The organism is Pseudoselenomonas caprae (assembly GCF_008271345.1).
GTDB classification, from domain to species: domain Bacteria; phylum Bacillota; class Negativicutes; order Selenomonadales; family Selenomonadaceae; genus Selenomonas_A; species Selenomonas_A caprae.
Genome location: NZ_VTOZ01000012.1, coordinates 40,332 through 58,995 on the forward strand (window position 1 = coordinate 40,332; position 18,664 = coordinate 58,995).

An 18,664-nucleotide genomic window follows, 5' to 3' on the forward strand; every position below is an offset into this window, starting at 1 on the left:
TACTTAGGCAAGGGGATTTGTTTCAATGGAAAAAACACTCGTACTCATCAAACCGGATGCGTTCAGCAAGCATTACAGCGGGGATATCATCAAGCGCTATGAGCAGGAAGGCTTCCGCATCGTGGCGATGAAGCTGCTCAAGATGGATGAGCGGCTGGCATCCATCCATTACGAGGAGCATATTGGCCGTCCGTATTATGACGATCTCGTGAGCTTCATGACGTCAGCACCGCTGATTGCGCTGGTCCTTGAAGGCGAGGATGCCATTGCCCGCGTCCGCAAGCTGCATGGCAAGACGAATCCGGCTGAGGCCGAGGAGGGTACAATCCGCAAGCAGTTTGCTGCCAGCGGCAGCCGCAATGCGGTCCATGCGTCGGATAGCGTCGAGAATGCCAACCGCGAGATACATATCTTCTTCAATGAGACGGAGATCCTCGATGGCCAGTATCATGCCAAAGAGTGATCTGCGATAGGAGCAGAGGCTCCAGGTTACGGCCTGGAGCTTTTTTGCTGCCTGCGGTAGAGCCTTTGGCAGTGGAGCCTGGTATCTATGGGATTGGCAGAGTTTCTGGGAAAATATAGCAGCGGCAGCAGGATATTATAAATTTTCGGAGAATACAGATAATATCATAACAATAGGAGGGAATGTCAATGAAGAACTATAAGAGTACCAATATCCGCAATGTCGCTGTCGTGGGACATGGGAAAACAGGCAAGACAAGCCTGCTGGATGCCTGCCTGTTCAATACGGAAGCCGTGAAACGTCTCGGAAGTGTTGAGGATAACACCAGTGCCTTGGACTATGAGCCTGAAGAGACGAAACGCGGTATGACGGTCAACCTGAAACTGGCAGCCTGCGAATGGCGGGACTTCAAGCTCAATTTCATTGACACGCCGGGCTATCCGGATTTCGTTGGCGAAGTGAAGGATGCGATGGCGGCGGCCGATAGTGCCTTGATTGTCATTTCGGCTTCGTCGGGCATCAAGTCTGGTACGGAGAATGCATGGTACTATGCAGAGGAGAACGAATTGCCGCGGGCTTTTTTCATCAACAAGATGGACCGTGAGCATGCGGACTTCGACGGGGTCGTCGAGGAGCTGCGCGTGCGCTTCGGCGACGGCGTCGTGCCGGTGCAGCTGCCAATCGGCAAAGAGGCAGCGTTCCAAGGTGTTGTGGACCTGCTGTCTCTGCATATGAAGATCGTCACCCATGACAAGGAGGTCATCAAGGACGAGGTGCCTGAATACATGGCAGCAGAAGTCGAGCAGGCACGGCAGAAGATGATCGAAGCGATTTCTGAGTTCAACGATGAGCTGCTGGAGAAATATATCGAGGGGGCCGATATCACAGAAGTGGAGATTGCCGCGGCGCTCATCGAGGGCATCCAGGCTGGCAAGATCTTTCCGGTGTTCTGCGGGTCAGCAAAGCAGAACATCGGCATGCGCAAGCTGATGAATGGCATCGTCGAGTACATGCCGACGCCGTATTTCAAGGTATCAATCGGCCTTGACCCCGTGAGCGGCGAGCTCAAGGAGCGCCATACCGAGGATGCCTTCTCGGCACAGGTATTCAAGACAATCGTCGATCCCTTTGTCGGGCGCCAGAGTTTCATCCGTATCTTGTCGGGGGATATGCGCGGGGATGCATCGTATTTCCATCCGAACAAGGAAAACGAGGAGCGCATCGGCACGCTGTTCACGATGCAGGGCAAGGTCCAGCACAATCTGAATCAGGTGGCGGCTGGCGATATTGTCGTGACGACGAAGCTGCAGCAGGTGAAGACTGGCGACACGCTCTGCGATAAAAGCGATGCTATCCAGTATGAAGCAATCGCGTATCCGGAGGCGATGCTGGAAATGGCAGCCTCGGCCCACAAAAAAGGCGAAGAGGATAAGGTATTCGGTGCGCTGGCCAAGCAGCAGGATGAAGATCCGACCATCCTGGTAAGCAAAAACAAAGAGACAGGGGAGACCTTGGTCCGTGGTGTCGGCGAAGTCCATCTGGAGATATTGGCCGAGAAGCTCCAGCGCAAATTCGGGGCGGAGATCGAGCTCAGCAAGCCACGGGTGCCATACCGTGAGACGATACGCCAGAGTGTCAAGGTACAGGGACGCCACAAGAAGCAGAGCGGTGGTCATGGACAGTTCGGCGATGTCTGGCTCGAGATCGGGCCGCGCGAAGCTGGTTCGGGCAACGAGTTCACCGAGACGATCTTTGGCGGCAGCGTGCCGAAGCAGTATATCCCAGCCGTCGAGAAGGGGACAGCTGAGACGCTGGCCCAGGGCGTGTTGGCAGGATTCCCGGTTGTTGATGTCAAGGTCAATCTTTACGATGGCTCCTATCATCCTGTCGATTCGTCGGAGGCAGCATTCAAGACGGCGGCAGCCCTGGCCATCCGCAAAGGAGTCATGGAGGCAGACCCGATCCTGCTCGAACCGATCGAGACCATCAAGGTCCTGACGCCGGAGTATTATCTAGGTGATGTCATGGGACGGCTCAACAGCAAGCGCGCCCATGTGCTCGGCGTCGATAGCAAAGACCGTGATATGAGTGAAATCCAGGCCTTGATCCCGCTGGCAGAGCTCTATAAGTTCGCAACGGACCTGCGTTCGCTGACACAGGGACGCGGCTCGTATCAGCTGGAATTTGCCCGCTATGAGCCGGTGCCGGAGCGCGCGGCCGCAGACATCATTGCCGAAGCACAGGCACGGTAGGAATATGTGCAAGCCTCAGGGCCTTTCCTTTTGCGGAGAGGCCCTTTTCACTTGCAAACACGGGGTAAAGATGTTAAGCTAATAAGGTAATTGCTGCCGTGTCTGCGGCAAAAAAAACAAAGAAAAGAGATAGTGTATTATGTGGGAAAAAGTTTGCGCTGGAATGTTGGGCGCGATGATGATAACGGGGACGGCGGCCGGTGTTTCGGCTGCTGAGAAGGGCAGTGTGCAGCCGCAGGTGGCCGTGGCACCTGCCGCTGAGAAAGAGCAGGCCGCGCAGCCTGCTGCACAGCCTGCTGCGCAGGAGCCGGTGGCTGATGTGGCAGCAGAAGAGAAGAAGGACGAGCAGAAGAAAGAAGACCAGCTGAAGATCTCGATCAATCTGGCGGCGCGTTCGCTGGCACTGTACCGTGGCGCGGAAAAGGTCCGCCTGTATCCGATCGCACCGGGAACGGCCTCGACGCCGACGCCGACGGGCTATTACAAGGTACGCGAAAAAGAAGTCAATCCGACTTGGACAGATCCGGAGACTGGTATATCCATCCCGACGGGTCCGGAATGCCCGCTGGGTTATCGCTGGATCGGCGTCCAGGGCAATATCGGCATCCATGGCACGAACAACCCGAGTTCTATCGGCACGTATGCGTCACATGGCTGCATGCGCATGTTCGAGAAGGATGTCGAGGAGCTTTACAGCCTGATCCATATCGGCACGCCAATCGAGATCACGTATAACCGTGTGGTCGTCGAGAAAGCGCCGGCTGATGGTACGGTGGTATATTACATCTACCCGGATGAGTATGGCTGGCAGAAGATTACGACCGAGGAAGTGCATAAATGGCTCGGCGGCTATGGTGTCGGCAATTTCGTCAGCGACGAGGAAATCGACAAGAAAATCGCCGAGTCGGATGGCAATCCGACGTATGTCGGCAAGGTCTACCCGCTGTATGTCAATGGCAAACGTCTGAAGAACAATGCCGTCGAGCAGGATGGTGTGATGTATCTGCCGGCCATCGATCTGGCAGACGCCGTGAAGGTCAACCTGGGCTGGATCCCTGAAGCGCAGACCCTCATGAGCACGTATGGCAAGGCGCCAGGCGTTGACAAACGCGATGTGCTCTATTGCACGGATAAAGATGTACGGACTTTGTTCCATCTGACCGGCGGCCTTGACAAGGAGAAGAATTATTCGCTGCAGGCAGCTGCTGCCGAGCCCCGCGTGGAGCGGGAGCCTGTGGCTGCTGACCAGAAAATCGCCGGGGACAAGAAGGCTGCTGCCAGCCAGGTGAAGGCTGAGGAGAAGCCGGTGCTGGCGGATGGCAGTGCCAGCAAGAAATCGTTGACGGAAATCTACCAGGAGGCAACGAAGTAAGCGCCGGGCCACTGGCAGATGATCGTTTGGTACATTTTTAATTGAACAATATGAGGAGGAATCCTGTTGAGCCAGCGTTTTGTGATTTTAGATGGCAGCAGTCTTATGTATCGTGCGTTTTATGCGCTGCCACCGCTAACAGATTCCCAGGGCGAGCCGACCAATGCGATCTTTGGCTTCTCGAATATGCTGACCAAGCTATTGAGTGAGCTGGAGCCCGACGCACTGGTCATCGCCTTTGACAAGGGGAAAAAGACGTTCCGCACGGAACGTTACGCTGCGTACAAGGGAACGCGTGATAAGACGCCGGAAGAGCTCCTCGCCCAAATCCCGCTGCTGCATGAATTTGCAGCAGCTTTTGGCATTTCATTCATCGAAAAGGAGCGCTATGAGGCCGATGATATCATCGGTACGCTGGCAACGAAAGCAGCTGCGGCTGGTCATGATGTCATGGTGGTGACGGGCGATAAGGATGCTTTGCAGCTTGTGCGGCCGAATCTGCGCGTCATGCTGACCAAAAAGGGAATATCGGAGCTCAAGGCCTACGATGAGGCAGTCTTTACGGAGGAATACGGCTTTGAGCCGCTGCGCATGATTGACCTCAAAGGGCTTATGGGCGACACGTCCGATAATATCCCTGGCGTGCCCGGGGTCGGGCCGAAGACGGCAACCAAGCTGCTTATCGAGTATGGCACGCTGGAAAATGTTTTGGCACATATTGCGGATATTTCGGGTAAGAAACTAAAGGAGCGCCTGACGGAGAACCGCGAGCAGGCCATTTTGTCGAAGGAACTGGCTACCATCGAATTGCAGGTGCCAGAGCTGGAATTGCAGATGGACAGCTATGCCATTACGCCGGATCATGCGCGGATGAAACAATTCTGCGACCGTTATGAGCTCAAGGCAGTTTGGAAGAATTTCACGAAAATCTATGGAGCCGAGGGCGATGGCTTGTTTGCAGGGATGGATATTCCCGAGACTGTTACGCTTGATTTGACCTATGACCGTTGGGAGAAAGAGCAGGCCGAAACTATGCTGGCGCAGGCGGAATCTTTGGCGGTCAGTGGTATCTTTACTGGCAAGGCGCCGTTTGAGCAGCTCGAAGGACTGGCCGTGGTGACAGCACCTGTAGGCAAAGCTGGTTTTGTGGCAGCGGACACGCCGGCATTTTCGCTGGTCTTAGCCGCGATGGAGCAAAAGCCTGCTACGGTATTTGAACTCAAGCGCTACTATCATGCCGGTCTCAAGGCGGGAAACAAATATTTTGATGTGAAGCTGGCGGCTTATTTGCTGCAGCCGGAACTGGCAAGATATGAGCTGGCTAATCTTTCCCATCAGTATTTTCCGGAGCAGTCTGTTCCCGAGCAATTTACTGATGAAACCGAGCAGGCGGTCTGGAATGCCAGGATACTTGGCATGTTGCAGGATAAACTCATGGCTGAGCTTACGTCGCTTGGCATGAAGGACCTGTATGAAACGGTGGAATTGCCGCTGGTGGAAGTGCTGGCGGCTATGGAGCAGAACGGTGTCTATGTGAATCGTGCGCATCTCGAGCGCAAAGCCGCAGAGGTCGGGAGCAAGATTGCAGAAATCCAGCAGGACATCTATACGCTGGCCGGGATGGAGTTCAACATCAATTCGCCCAAACAGCTGGGCGAAGTATTGTTCGAGCGCCTGGGGCTGCCGCCCACCAAGAAAACGAAGACGGGCTATTCGACGAATGCTGAGGTGTTAGAGTCGCTGCGGTTCCAGCATCCCATCGTCGAGCAGATCCTGGCTTACCGTATGTGGACAAAATTGAAATCGACCTATCTGGACGGTATCGGCGAGCTTATCCATCCCGAGTCGGGCCGCGTCCACACGAGCTTCAATCAAACGGTTACGGCGACGGGACGCTTGTCGAGCTCAGATCCGAACCTGCAGAATATCCCGGTACGCACCGAGGAGGGCAAGACAATCCGCGCCTTGTTTGAACCGGGCGCAGGCTATGACTGCCTGCTGTCGGCGGATTATTCGCAGATCGAGCTGCGCCTGCTCGCGCATATGTCGGGGGATGCCAGCTTCATCGATGCGTTCTGCCAGAATCAGGACATCCATGCGCGCACGGCAGCTGAAGTCTTTGATGTGCCGTTTGCTGAGGTCACACCGGACTTGCGCCGTAAGGCCAAGGCCGTAAACTTTGGGATTGTCTACGGTATCAGCGACTATGGCCTGTCGCGTGATCTGCATATCCCGAAGAAAGAGGCGGCTGAGTATATCAAGAACTATTTCGCGCGTTATCCGGGGGTCAAGAAATTCCTCGATGATACGGTAGCTGAGGCCCATGAAACGGGCGGGGTCAAGACGCTTTATGGCCGCCGCCGCGAGTTGCCGGCCATAAAGAGCCGCAATTTCATGCAGCGTTCGCTGGCTGAACGCATGGCGATGAACACGCCAATCCAGGGAACGGCGGCCGATATCATCAAGCTCGCGATGATAGATGCCTATAAGCGCCTGCAGGCCGCCGGCGTCAAGAGCCGCATGCTGCTTCAGGTACACGATGAGCTTGTGCTGGAGACGACACAGGAAGAACTGGAGCAGGTCCGTGCAATCCTCAAGGAATCGATGGAGCACGTCGCCAATCTTTCCGTGCCGCTCGTCATTGATATCCATAGTGGTAAAGATTGGGCGGAGGCGAAATGATATGCCAGAAATGCCTGAGGTAGAAATCATCTGCCGCTATCTGGATAAGCAGCTGACCGGTCAGCGCATCATGGGGGTGGAACTCCTGCTGCCGCGCCAGATCAAATGGCCGGAGCCGGAAGGGTACCGGGCGATGGCGATTGGCCGCACGATCGCCGGTATGAACCGCCGCGGCAAATATCTGCTCATGGCGCTGGATAACGGCAGTGAGCTTGTCTTTCATCTGCGCATGACGGGACGGCTCGTCTATGAGCCGGACGGCGTGAATCACGACAGTTATGCCCGCTTGCTGTTCCATCTGGATGGCGGCGGACTGCTGGTTTATGGTGACACGCGCACGCTGGGGACGCTCTATGCGCTATCCCCTGGTGAGCGCTGGCGCATCCATGGCCTTGCGGAAATGGGGCCGGAGCCGCTCACCGAGGATTTTACGCCGGCGTATATCCAGCAGACGGCGAAAGGCCGCCGAACGGCGGTCAAATCGTTCCTGCTCAACCAGAAATACATCGGCGGCATTGGCAACATCTATGCCGATGAGGCCTTGTTCCTGGCCGGGATACATCCGCTGCGGCCTGTTGGCAGCTTGTCGGCGGCAGAGTGCCAAAGACTGCATCAGTCGGTCAACACGGTCATCGCAGCGGGTATCCGCGACGGTGGAACGACTTTCCGGGATTATAAGAACGGTGAGGGCAAGCAGGGCAGCCATCAGGAACAGCTGTATGTCTATAACCGTCAAGGACAGCCATGCCGCCGGTGTGGCACAGAGATCGAGAAGATGACCGTTGGCGGGCGGGGGACGCATTTATGCCCGCAATGCCAGCGGCCATAAGGGATAGAAGGAATGGGGAGAACTATGAAGGTAATCGGGCTGACAGGTGGCATTGCCAGCGGCAAAAGCACCGTTTCCCGGTATTTGCGTGAAAAGGGCGCAGCTATTCTCGATGCGGATGCAATCGCCCATGCACTGGCCGAACCAGGGGGCAGTCTCTATCAAGCGTATCGCAGGCATTTCGGGGCGGCGGTGCTTCAGGCTGATGGCCGGCTGGACCGCGCGGCCATCGGGAAGATCGTTTTTGCTCAGCCGGAGGAACGCGCCTGGATCGACCGGTCTGCACATCCGTTGATACAGGCAGAGATCAAGCGGCAGCTCGCTGAGAAAAAAAGACAAGATGTGCCGCTTATCGTGTTGGATGTTCCATTGCTCTTTGAGTCCGGATGGGATAAAATGACAGAAGAAAACTGTCTGGTCGATGTCAGCGAGGCGGTGCAGCTTGCGCGGCTGATGCAGCGCGACGGCTATGACGAACAGGCGGCCCGTGCGCGCATTGCTGCACAGATGCCGCTGGCGGAAAAGCGGCGGCGCGCCGACCGCCTGATCGATAATAATGGCGACTTGCCGGCGACCCTGCGGCAGGTTGACCTCCTATGGAAGGAGTGGACGCATGACGGATTTTCACAATAGGGTCCGGCAGAGTAGGCAGATGCAGCATCGCCGCATGGTTGCCTGCTTTTGTGTCGCGTTGTTCATATTGGTGATGAGCCTCAGCGCCTACCTCATCCTGCAGTTCGAGCCTGTGCAGCGCAGCTATTTTTATGTGTATCCTTATCATGATACCGTGATGAAATATGCGTCGATGTACCGGGTGGACAGCAATCTGGCGGCAGCGGTCATCAAGAAGGAGAGCAAGTTCAAGCGCGATGTGCATTCACACCGCGGGGCGGTTGGGCTCATGCAGATCATGCCTGATACGGCCAAATGGATATCGACGCAGCTCGGCGATACGGGCTACTCAGAGGAGGGGCTCCATGAGCCGGACCGCAATATCCGTTATGGTACCTGGTATCTGGCCACCCTGCAGAAGGAATTCCATGGCAATGATGTGCTGGCGCTGGCGGCATATAACGCAGGGCGCGGCAATGTGCAGGAATGGATGAAGGAGAACGACTGGTCCTATGACTTTGCGGATATCGAAGCGATTCCGTTCAAGGAGACGCGCGAATACGTCCGTCAGGTCCTGGCTGACCAGAAGAAATACCGGGAGCTCTATCCCGAGTAAACAGCGTGTAGTTTGAGGGAGTTTGGCAGCATGCAGAAGTATCGGATCGTACCGAAACAAGAGAATATGTTCTGGCAGCTGGTTCAGGGAATGTCACTCGATGAGGGGCAGAAGGAACTGATGAAGGCGGCGACCATCCGGCATGTGGAGGTCTGCACGAAGCGGAGTAGCTGGGAGATCGCCCTGACAAGCCAGACGCTTATCCCCGATGCGCTGCTGCAGGAGGCGGCTGCCCAGATACGGCGCAAGTGCCAGCTCGAAAGTGTCGTCTTCTATCAGGATGTCATCAATATCGAGGACGGCATCCAGCAGATCTGGCCCAAGCTCGTGACTGTGGTCTCTGAGGGCAATCCGACGGTGTTCCAGCTGCTCAAGCGCTCCAAGTACAGCGTTGATGGCAGCAAGCTCGTCATCGACGTGCCTGGCGAGCTCGGCGGCGAGATCATGCGCGCCCATTCGGTCACGCAGCTCATGAGCCGTGCCATCAAGCAGCTGCTCGGCTATCGCTGCCCTGTTGAGTGCAATGCCAGCGATGAGGTGCTGCAGAACCTGGAGGTGGACGACAGCTTCAATACGCCCGAATACCTGGCGGCCTGCCAGAAAGAGCGCGTGGCTGAGACGCGGGCGGCAGCCCCGAAGGCTGCGCCGGCGGCGAAACGTGCGCCCAGCCCGGCACCGAAGGCAGCGGACAAGCCGCAGCTGCCCAAGCATCATGATGACTTTGACAAGCCGGTCGTGGTGCAGGGCGCAGGCAATCTGATCTTCGGCCGCGGCGTCATGGGCGAGCGCAAGCTCATCGACGAGCTCGATGGTGAGGCGAAGAATGTCATCCTCGAGGGCTTTATCGGCGAGGGCGCTGGCTCCGGCCTCAAGACCATCGAGTTCAAGACGGGCACGAAGCTGCTCACGTTCTGCCTGGCTGATGAGTCCAACGGCATTGCCTGCAAAAAGTTCTTCAAGCCAAAGCGCGGCAAGAACGGCCCTGAGGAGGACTACGACGAGATCATCGGCCAGCTCAAAGAGGGCATGGAAGTGCGCGTGCGCGGTTCGGTTCGCTTTGATACCTATATGAACGAGTATGTACTGTTCATCGATGCGATGGCCAAGAAGGAGAAGCAGCAGCGCGAGGATACGGCCGAGGTCAAGCGCGTCGAGCTGCATGCCCATACCACGATGAGCGCAATGGATGCTGTCGTTTCGGTCAAGGACCTCATCAAGACGGCAGGGCGCTGGGGATGGCCGGCTATTGCCATCACGGACCACGGCGTCGTGCAGGCCTACCCGGATGCGGCCAAGGCCGCCAAGGATGCCGGCATCAAGGTCATCTATGGCATGGAGGGCTATCTGACCGGTGACGACTATGAGCAGAAACGCGCCAACCATATCATCTTCCTGGCGAAGAATCCCAACGGTCTGCGCAATCTCTATCAGATGGTTTCGCTGGCCCATGTCAAGTATTATCATCGTCAGCCGCGCCTGCCCAAGAAGATTGTCCAGGAGTACCGCGAGGGCATCCTGATCGGTTCGGCCTGCGAGGCCGGCGAGCTCATCCGCGCCATCGTCGAGGGCCAGTCGGATGAGGAGCTTATCGAGATCGCGAAGTTCTACGATTATCTGGAAATCCAGCCAATCCACAACAACGACTTCTTGAAGCGCAGCGATAAGTTCCCCGACATCACCACGGATCAGGATCTTATCGATATCAACCTCAAGGTAGCAGAGCTGGCGCAGAAGCTGGGCAAGATGCTCGTCGCGACCTGCGATGTGCATTTTCTGAACCCCGAGGACAGCATCTATCGTGCTATCCTGATGAAGGGCAAGGGCTTTGATGATGCTGAACTGCAGCCGCCGCTCTACCTGCGCACGACGGAGGAGATGCTTCAGGAATTCGACTATCTCGGCGGGGAGCTGGCCTATGAGGCTGTCGTCACGAATCCGCGCAAGATCAACGAGATGATCGAGTCCTTCAAGCCGATTCCGGATGATCTCTATTCGCCGATGATCCCGGGTGCTGACGATGAGATCCGCACGATGTCCTATAACCGGGCCAAGGCCATGTATGGCGAGAACCTGCCCGAGATCGTTGAGGCGAGACTGCAGCAGGAGCTGAAGCCGATCATCGGCCATGGCTTCTCGGTTCTGTATCTTATCTCCCAGCGTCTCGTCAAAAAATCCAACGACGACGGCTATCTGGTCGGCTCCCGTGGTTCGGTCGGCTCGTCCTTCATCGCGACGATGACGGGCATCACCGAGGTAAATCCGCTGCCGCCGCATTGGCGCTGCCCGCACTGCCAGTACAGCAAGTTCATTACCGATGGTTCCTATGGCTGCGGCTATGACCTGCCGGATATGACGTGTCCGGTCTGTGGCGAACCGCTCATCAAGGATGGGCACGATATTCCGTTTGCGGTTTTCCTCGGTTTCGATGGCGATAAGGTTCCTGATATCGACTTGAACTTCTCGGGTACCTATCAGCCGGTGGCCCATAAGTACACCGAGGTGCTCTTCGGCAAGGACAACGTCTACCGCGCAGGTTCCATCCAGACTGTCGCCGATAAGACGGCCTTTGGCTATGTCAAGAAGTTCTTCGAGGAAAAGGGCGTCAAGAAGCATATCTCCTATATCGACAGGCTTGCCCATGGCTGCATGGGCGTCAAGTCGACGACGGGCCAGCATCCGGCCGGCATCATGGTTGTGCCGCGCAACATGGATGTGCATTTCTTCACGCCGATCCAGCATCCGGCCAACGATATGAATTGCGGCACGATCACGACCCACTTTGACTATCATTCGATAAGCAGCCGTCTGGTCAAGCTCGATATCCTCGGCCACGATGATCCGACGGTCATCAAGATGCTTGAAGACCTCACCTGCCGTGACCCGAAGACGATACCCTTTGACGATAAGGCCACGATGTCGCTGTTCAATTCGACGGTGGCCTTGGGACTTTCGCCGGAAGAGCTTGGGGCGACTTCGGGTACCTTTGGCATCCCCGAGTTCCGCACGCCGTTCACGCGGCAGATGATTGACGATACGAATCCGGACGTGTTCTCGGATCTCGTGCGCATATCGGGGTTCTCGCATGGTACCGACGTTTGGCTCGGCAATGCCCAGGACCTTATCCGCAGCGGGCAGTGCACCATCAAGAACGCTATCTCGGCGCGTGATGATATCATGATGTATTTGATCCACAACGGCATCGATCCGCTGCTCTCCTTCAAGACGATGGAGAAAGTCCGTAAGGGCAAGGGGATAGCCGATGATGTGGTCGAGATCCTGCGTAAGGGCGGTATCCCCGAATGGTATATCGAGTCATGCCAGAAGATCAAGTATCTGTTCCCGCGCGCCCATGCGACGGCATACGTCATGATGGCGTACCGCATCGCTTTCTGCAAGGTGCATTACCCGCTGGCCTATTATGCTGCGTATTTCTCGATCCGTGCGGCCGAGTTCGACGCCAATGTCATTGCCCGGGGCAAGGACTATGTCGGCGAGCAGATCCATCAGCTGGAGCTGGCGGCCAAGGAGAAGAAGCTTGATGCCAAGCAGAACGCGACGCTCATCGTCCTCCAGCTGGCCTGGGAGATGTATCTGCGCGGCTATAGCTGCGAGTATGTGGATATCTACGAGTCGGATGCGGAGAAATTCGTCATCCACGAAAAATCGCTGCTGCCACCGATTGCCAGCCTCAGCGGCATGGGCACGAAGGCGGCCCAGAGCATCGTTGAAGCGCGCAAGGATGGCGAGTTCACGAGCATCGAGGACATGCGCCGCCGCACGGGCATCTCGAAGACCAACATCGAGATCCTGCGGGAACATGGCTGCCTTGAGGGCATGGGCGAAAGCGATCAGATCGCGCTGTTCAGTTGAAGCAAATCAGTTATCTAGGATAAAAGGAAGTCAGAGTACCCCATGGAAAAGAAGTTTGATATCAACGAAGAAGGTTATAGCATCCGCTGCAAGCTGTTCGTGCGTGACAGCGACAAGACCACGCGGACGTTCGAGGATGTCGCCATCATCACGCATGGTTTCGGCAGCCACAAGGACACCGCGGGTACGGCAAATTTCGGTGAGCATCTTGTCGCCAAGTACAAGGGCTATGCGGCTATCGCGTTTGATTGGCCGTGTCATGGCGAGGATGCGCGCAAGAAGCTTTCGGTGACCGAATGCCTGACGTACCTGCGGCTGGTGACGGCTTATGCCCGGCAGGAGCTGCAGGCAAAACATGTCTACAACTATTCGACGAGCTTTGGCGCATATCTGACGCTGCGCTATATCCGTGAGCAGGAGAATCCCTTCACGAAGATAGCGCTGCGCAGCCCGGCTGTCACGATGCTGGACTCGATGTGCAATCATATCAGCGAGGCTGACCGGTCAAAACTTGCCAAGGGCAAGGAGATACAGGTGGGCTTCGAGCGCAAGATGAAACTCGACCAGAGCTTTCTCGATGATCTGGCGGCCTTTGATGTCATGGAGCAGGAGTATTTCGACTTTGCCGATGCAATGCGGATCATCCATGGGACCAGGGACGAGATGATTCCGTTTGCAAAGTCCCAGGAGTTTGCCGAGAACAATGTCATCGAGTTCGTGCCTGTCGAAGGGGCGAACCATCCCTTCCAGAACCAGAACCACATGGCGCTGGCTATCAGCCAGATCGTGGATTTTTTCAAGTGCGATAAGGAGGAATGAGCCAAAGCATGGAACGCTTGGGTGAGAAACAGGAGAATAAGGAGAAGGTCTTCAGCCAACCCTTTGCAGAAATCGGGCCGAAGATGCATCTGCTCCTGCATACGGGGCAGCTGCTGATGGAAAATGGTGCGGACTCGGACCGCACGGTCCGCGATATGATGCGCGCGGCAGCATTCATGGGGATTCCGAAAGAGAATATCCATCAGCATGTCATGTACACGACGCTGATGCTCAATGTCAATGATGAGCAGCGTTCTTATACGGAGTTCCGCAAATGCACGAAACATGGCGTCAATATGACGGTGCTATCAGCAATCAGCAAGCTGACCTGGCGGGCCATGGCGAAAAACTACTCGCTGCAGGATTACGAGCGGCAGCTGGATAATATCCGCAACCTGCCGCGCAATTATCCGGTATGGCTCACGGCCTTGGGGGCCGGGGCAGCCTGCGGCGGTTTCTGCAAGCTCTTTGGCGGCAGCTGGCTTGACTTTGTGCTGACGGCGGTCTGTGCACTGCTGGGCTTTTTGATCCGCCGCTGCTGCGTGGGCTATGGGTTCAACACCTATGCGGCTATTGCTATCACTTCCTTTGCGACGACGATGCTGGCCTGGGCGACGCAGTTCCTGACGGGGGGACTCAACTGGTATCCGCTCATAGCCTGCACGCTGTTCTTGGTGCCAGGCATTCCGCTGATCAATGCGGTGGATGATCTGCTCAACAACTTCATCGTATCGGGCATGACAAGGGCCATGCATACGCTGCTCGTCGTCGGCAGCATGACGTTCGGTATCGTGACGGCTATCCGCCTGGGCGGCGTCACTGACTTCACGAGCGTGAGCCTGACGCCGGATACGTTCTATCTCTCGCAGGCGATTGCCGCTGCCGTTGCATCGATGGGCTTTTCCATCATCTTCAATATCCCGAAACGCCTGCTGCCGGTGGTGGCTGTGGGCGGCATCATCACGGTACTGCTGCGCAATATCACGGTATTGGAGCTCGGCTGGTCCCAGGCGGCAGGTTCCTTCTTCGGCGCGGCTGTTGTCGGTATCATCGCGCTCCGGGCCATCCATTGGTTCCATACACCGAACATCATCATGACCATACCTTCGGCTATCCCGATGATTCCAGGTGTATTGCTATACCGGCTGCTCTTTGCCCTGCTCAATATCGAGTCCATCAATTCGGAGGCCTTGCTCGCGGGAATCCGCAGCGGGGTGTCGGCCGTCATCATCATCATCGCGATCGCCGTTGGCGTGGCGATCCCCAATATCTTCATCCATCGTTATATCCAGCAGCGCAAGTACAGTGCAGAACAGCGCTTGCTTGCCCAGCGCTACGGCGATATGGACGATTGATGCAGGCCTGAGGTCTGGAAAAGGCGATGCCGCAAGCAGAGAAAAGCTTGCGGCATCGCCTTTTGTTTTTCGCGGTTATTGGATATGATGGGCTTTGCCCCAGTCGCTGACCTTCTGGTAAAGGGGGGTGGGGACATGGTATTCCTGGCCGAGGGCGACGATGCGGTTGACAAGACCGTCGAACTCGGAGACGCCTCCAGCCAGGACATCGCGCTGCATCGATGTGCGCAGGCCAGGCTTGAAGGCATCGATCATCTTGAGCCCCGTGGCGACGAGGTCATTTTCCCATTCGATGCCCATCGCATGGCCAATGGCTACGACTTCGGCGATGAGTCCGGCAAACAGCTCGCGCACCTCGCCCTCGTGCTGAAAGTCGTCGCTTACGGCATCGCAGTAGAGTCCTGCTGCTCCCATCGGCGAGACGAAGGCGAACTTCTGCAGGGCGTCTCGCTGGATATGCGCCGTGAAATGCGCGCGGATGCCAGCCGCGTTCATGATCTGCTCAAGCTCCTGGGCTTGGGGTGCCAGACGCTGATCCTGTCCCGGGCGGAATCCGAAGAAGACGCGCAGGATCTTTTCGGGCTGCAGGATGACGCCCGGCTTGCCAATCTTGGCAAAGACATACATGCAGCCATCGAGGCAGGTGCAGTCCGGCAGCTCGCGTTGCATGACTTCGCCGGTACCAAAGACATTGAGGATCGGGACAATCAAGGTGTTGGGGTCGGCTGTGCGGCGGGCCAGTGCGATGGCATCTGCCAGCCCGTAGTATTTGACGCAGACAAGCATGACGTCAGGTGTTTCTGCGTAGTCATCCATGGTGCAGGCTTTGACCGGCTGGATGACGATATCGCCGCGATGCTCCGTGCGGACCGTCAAGCCATGCTGCTGCATAGCGGCAAGATGCCTGCCGCGCGCGATGAACGTCACATCCTGGCCACTGGCGGCGAGATACGCGCCGAGCGTGCCGCCCGTGCCGCCCGTGCCAACGATTGCAAATTTCATGTGAATCCCTCCTTGGTGCCTATTCTATCACAGGCAGAGATAATAATAAACAAGCAGGATGGCCAGCAGGCCGAGGTTGGCCAGGGTGAACAACGAAAGGTAGGGGCCGGTTTTATGGAAACGCGTGCCCTGATAGGCCTTGAAGGAGATGACACTGGCCATCGAGGCGATGATGGTACCGAGCCCGCCGAGGTTGACGCCGAGCAGAAGCGGAGCCGAAGCCGTTGTGTACTGCGTCAGCATGACTGTGGTCGGCACATTGCTGATGACCTGGCTGAGCAGCAGGGAGACCCAGAACTCGTGTCCCGTGAGCAGCTCGGCAGGCCCTGTCTGCAGGTAAGGGATGCGGGCAAGGCTGCCGACGCCGAGGAACAGGAAGGTGAAGAGCAGCAGCAGCTTATAGTCTACCTCGCGGAACAACTGGCGGTCGAGAAAGGCGATGGCCGGCACGACGAGAAGCATGAGTGCGGGGAAAGGCAGGAGGCGCAGCACGTTGAGCAGGCAGAAGGTGAAGAGCAGCAGCAGCGGAAGGATGCGGTGCCAGTCGAGGTGCTCTCCGGTCTGCGCGGCGATGGTTACCGGCTTGTCCTGCAGGAAAAAGGTAGCCAGGTAGATGATGCCGCCGCTGATAAGCACGATCGGGAACGTGATGCGCAGGAAATCTGGCAGCGACAAGCCATAGTACGAGTAGATGAAGAGATTCTGCGGGTTGCCGATCGGCGTCAGCATGCTGCCCATATTGGCGGCAATGGTCTGCCAGATGACGACGGGAATCAGCAGGCGGATTGCGCGGACCTCCGTCAGCACGAGGATGGCCAGCGGCACGAAGATGATGAGCGCGACATCGTTGGTAATCAGCATGGAGCTGAAAAAACAGCTGAAGATGAAAAAGCGGCCGAGCGTGCGGCTGGATGTCTCGCCCTGGAAGAGATGCTGATAAAGTGCAGCAAACAGGCCGCTTTGCCTAAGACCCGCGACGATGCTCATGAGGCAGAACAGCAGCCCGAGCAGCGGCAGGTTGATGCTTCCAAGCAGTGCAGCTGGTGAGAAGGGGACAAAGCAGCTGGCGGCAAGCGCAAAGACGAGTGCGGCGGCAAGATCTGGATTGTGACGCAAGTATTGACGGCAGGATGTAACGGACATGGTAAACGATTCTCCTTTAAAAATAACGATAGACCTATTTTAATATAGAATCGTGTGAAGACCAAGGAAAATCTGCCTGCTTTCCAAGAAGGTTTGCAACCAGTCGGTGATTGACGGTAAAATAAAAGCGATAGGTCAAAAAGAGAAGGAGAAGTTTACGATGCAGACGGTAAGTAATGTTTTGAAGCTGATGCATATGGCGCTGGTTCCCGTGCTTGAGCGGGCGGAGGTTGTTGTCGATGCGACGGCTGGCAATGGCCATGATACGTTGTTTTTAGCTGAGCATACAAAAGAGACGGCTCAGATCTATGCCTTTGATATCCAGCCGCAAGCCATCGCCAATACCAAAGCGCGTACGGCACAATATGCCGCGCGCATCCACTATATCTTGGGAAGTCATGAACAGCTTGACGTGCAGGTTCCCGGGCAGCTCGACGCCGTGCTGTTCAATCTCGGCTATCTGCCAGGCGCCGAGCATACGGCGGTGACGCGTCATGAAAGCACCAAGTGTGCGGTCAAGCAGGCACTAGCTAAGCTCAAGGTCAATGGAATTGCCGTGATCGTAGTCTATCCCGGCCATCCCGAGGGCAAGGTCGAAGCCGATATGCTGGCAGCAGAACTGGCGGCTCTGCCCTGCCGCCAGTTCACAGTAGGCTGCTATCGGCTGCTCAACCATCCGCAGCATGCGCCCTATGCTTATCTGGTCGAACGCGTTAAAGCCAGCCAGGCGTGACTGCCGGGCTGCGCTTACGGCATAGTATGCAGAGCGGCAGTCACGCGTTTTTAATGCGACGATAAGCAAAGCCTAATGCTGCTGCAAGAAAGCAGCACTATACTGTCTTTGTTGCAACCGATAGAGAAAAAACGAGATAGGAGCATTGGCATGAAATATGAAATCTTATATCCAGAGGCATTCCCCGTAGTGAAGTGCCAGCTGGAGCAGGGCGAGAGACTGAAGGCTGAATCGGACGCCATGATAACGATGTCGGCAACTGTCGATGTGGAAGGCAAGATGAATGGCGGCATATTGTCGGGACTCGCGCGGAAATTCCTGTCGGGGGAAAGCTTCTTCTGTCAGGAGCTCATTGCCTCCCGCGGTCCAGGCGAAGTGATGCTCGGACATGCGCTTCCTGGCGGTATCGTGTCTTTGCCGCTTACGGGCTCCTATGGCTGGATTGTCGAGAAAGGCGGCTATATGGCTAGTACCGAAGGCATCGAAGTCGATACGAAGATGCAGAACCTGTCCCATGGCCTTTTTTCGGGACAAGGTTTTTTCGTGCTGAGGATAAAGGGAACAGGTACGTTGTTTGTCAGCAGCTTTGGTGTCATCCATCCCGTGGAGCTTGGCGAAGGTGAGGAAGTGATCATCGATAATGGCAATCTGGTCGCCTGGCCGGATTACATGGATTATACCATCGAAAAAGCATCGAATGGCTGGATTTCCGGCATCAAGTCCGGCGAGTGCCTGGTGACCCGTTTCCGTGGCCCGGGAACGGTGCTGATACAAACGCGGAATCCCAGCAGTTTTGAAGCGTGGATTCGCTCGATGATACCAACGAACTAAAAAGGGATTCTGCCAGATAGGAAGGAAAAAATCACTGTCCTGTAGAAATGGAAGGTTAATTACCAATCCATGATATAAGGACAGT

At 56.3% G+C, this 18,664-nt stretch carries 14 protein-coding genes; 12 read left to right on the top strand and 2 right to left on the bottom strand.

From position 1 onward, the window contains the following. The first annotated feature begins 25 nt into the window (after window positions 1-25). The 10 genes from ndk (at window position 26) to FZ041_RS07110 (ending at window position 14,870) form a co-directional block, all read left to right on the top strand. Complete coding sequence (gene ndk, locus FZ041_RS07065; RefSeq protein ID WP_075442636.1) at window positions 26-463, top strand: nucleoside-diphosphate kinase; 438 nt, start codon at window positions 26-28, stop codon at window positions 461-463. Between the two features lie 188 nt (window positions 464-651). After that, window positions 652-2,715: an elongation factor G gene (gene fusA, locus FZ041_RS07070; RefSeq protein WP_075442637.1), complete on the top strand. Its 2,064-nt coding sequence runs from the start codon at window positions 652-654 to the stop codon at window positions 2,713-2,715. Between the two features lie 139 nt (window positions 2,716-2,854). Further along, on the top strand, window positions 2,855-4,087 hold the full coding sequence (locus FZ041_RS07075) for a L,D-transpeptidase (RefSeq protein WP_149189065.1): 1,233 nt from the start codon (window positions 2,855-2,857) through the stop codon (window positions 4,085-4,087). A gap of 66 nt (window positions 4,088-4,153) precedes the next feature. Continuing rightward, window positions 4,154-6,769, top strand: coding sequence for a DNA polymerase I (gene polA, locus FZ041_RS07080; RefSeq protein WP_149189066.1), 2,616 nt, complete (start codon window positions 4,154-4,156; stop codon window positions 6,767-6,769). A gap of 1 nt (window position 6,770) precedes the next feature. Further along, window positions 6,771-7,598, top strand: a complete 828-nt coding sequence (mutM, locus tag FZ041_RS07085; RefSeq protein WP_149189067.1) for a bifunctional DNA-formamidopyrimidine glycosylase/DNA-(apurinic or apyrimidinic site) lyase — start codon at window positions 6,771-6,773, stop codon at window positions 7,596-7,598. A gap of 24 nt (window positions 7,599-7,622) precedes the next feature. Continuing rightward, window positions 7,623-8,231, top strand: coding sequence for a dephospho-CoA kinase (gene coaE / locus FZ041_RS07090; RefSeq protein ID WP_149189068.1), 609 nt, complete (start codon window positions 7,623-7,625; stop codon window positions 8,229-8,231). Window positions 8,232-8,250: 19 nt separating this feature from the next. Then, window positions 8,251-8,826, top strand: a complete 576-nt coding sequence (locus tag FZ041_RS07095; RefSeq protein WP_255449290.1) for a lytic transglycosylase domain-containing protein — start codon at window positions 8,251-8,253, stop codon at window positions 8,824-8,826. Between the two features lie 30 nt (window positions 8,827-8,856). After that, entirely contained in the window at window positions 8,857-12,696 is a 3,840-nt protein-coding gene (locus tag FZ041_RS07100; RefSeq protein WP_149189069.1) for a PolC-type DNA polymerase III, read from the top strand. A 42-nt stretch (window positions 12,697-12,738) separates the two neighbouring features. Next, entirely contained in the window at window positions 12,739-13,515 is a 777-nt protein-coding gene (locus FZ041_RS07105) for an alpha/beta hydrolase (protein WP_149189070.1), read from the top strand. Between the two features lie 8 nt (window positions 13,516-13,523). After that, entirely contained in the window at window positions 13,524-14,870 is a 1,347-nt protein-coding gene (locus FZ041_RS07110) for a threonine/serine exporter family protein (protein ID WP_082336167.1), read from the top strand. Window positions 14,871-14,945: 75 nt separating this feature from the next. On the opposite strand, the gene FZ041_RS07115 is transcribed toward FZ041_RS07110, so the two are convergent. Together FZ041_RS07115 and FZ041_RS07120 are read right to left on the bottom strand one after the other, a co-directional pair. Then, a complete protein-coding gene (locus FZ041_RS07115) occupies window positions 14,946-15,872 on the bottom strand; it encodes a ketopantoate reductase family protein (protein WP_149189071.1) in 927 nt (308 codons plus the stop codon). 27 nt (window positions 15,873-15,899) lie between these two features. Then, window positions 15,900-17,015 (bottom strand): SLC13 family permease, encoded by a 1,116-nt coding sequence (locus FZ041_RS07120; RefSeq protein WP_149189072.1) that lies wholly within the window; start codon window positions 17,013-17,015, stop codon window positions 15,900-15,902. Window positions 17,016-17,175: 160 nt separating this feature from the next. Here FZ041_RS07120 and mnmM point away from each other — a divergent pair, with 160 nt between their 5' ends. Continuing rightward, entirely contained in the window at window positions 17,176-17,748 is a 573-nt protein-coding gene (gene mnmM, locus FZ041_RS07125; RefSeq protein WP_149189073.1) for a tRNA 5-(aminomethyl)-2-thiouridylate-methyltransferase MnmM, read from the top strand. A gap of 150 nt (window positions 17,749-17,898) precedes the next feature. Beyond that, the gene (locus FZ041_RS07130) at window positions 17,899-18,579 is read left to right on the top strand and encodes a TIGR00266 family protein (protein ID WP_149189074.1); all 681 of its coding nucleotides are present in this window, start codon (window positions 17,899-17,901) and stop codon (window positions 18,577-18,579) included. Window positions 18,580-18,664 lie beyond the last annotated feature (85 nt).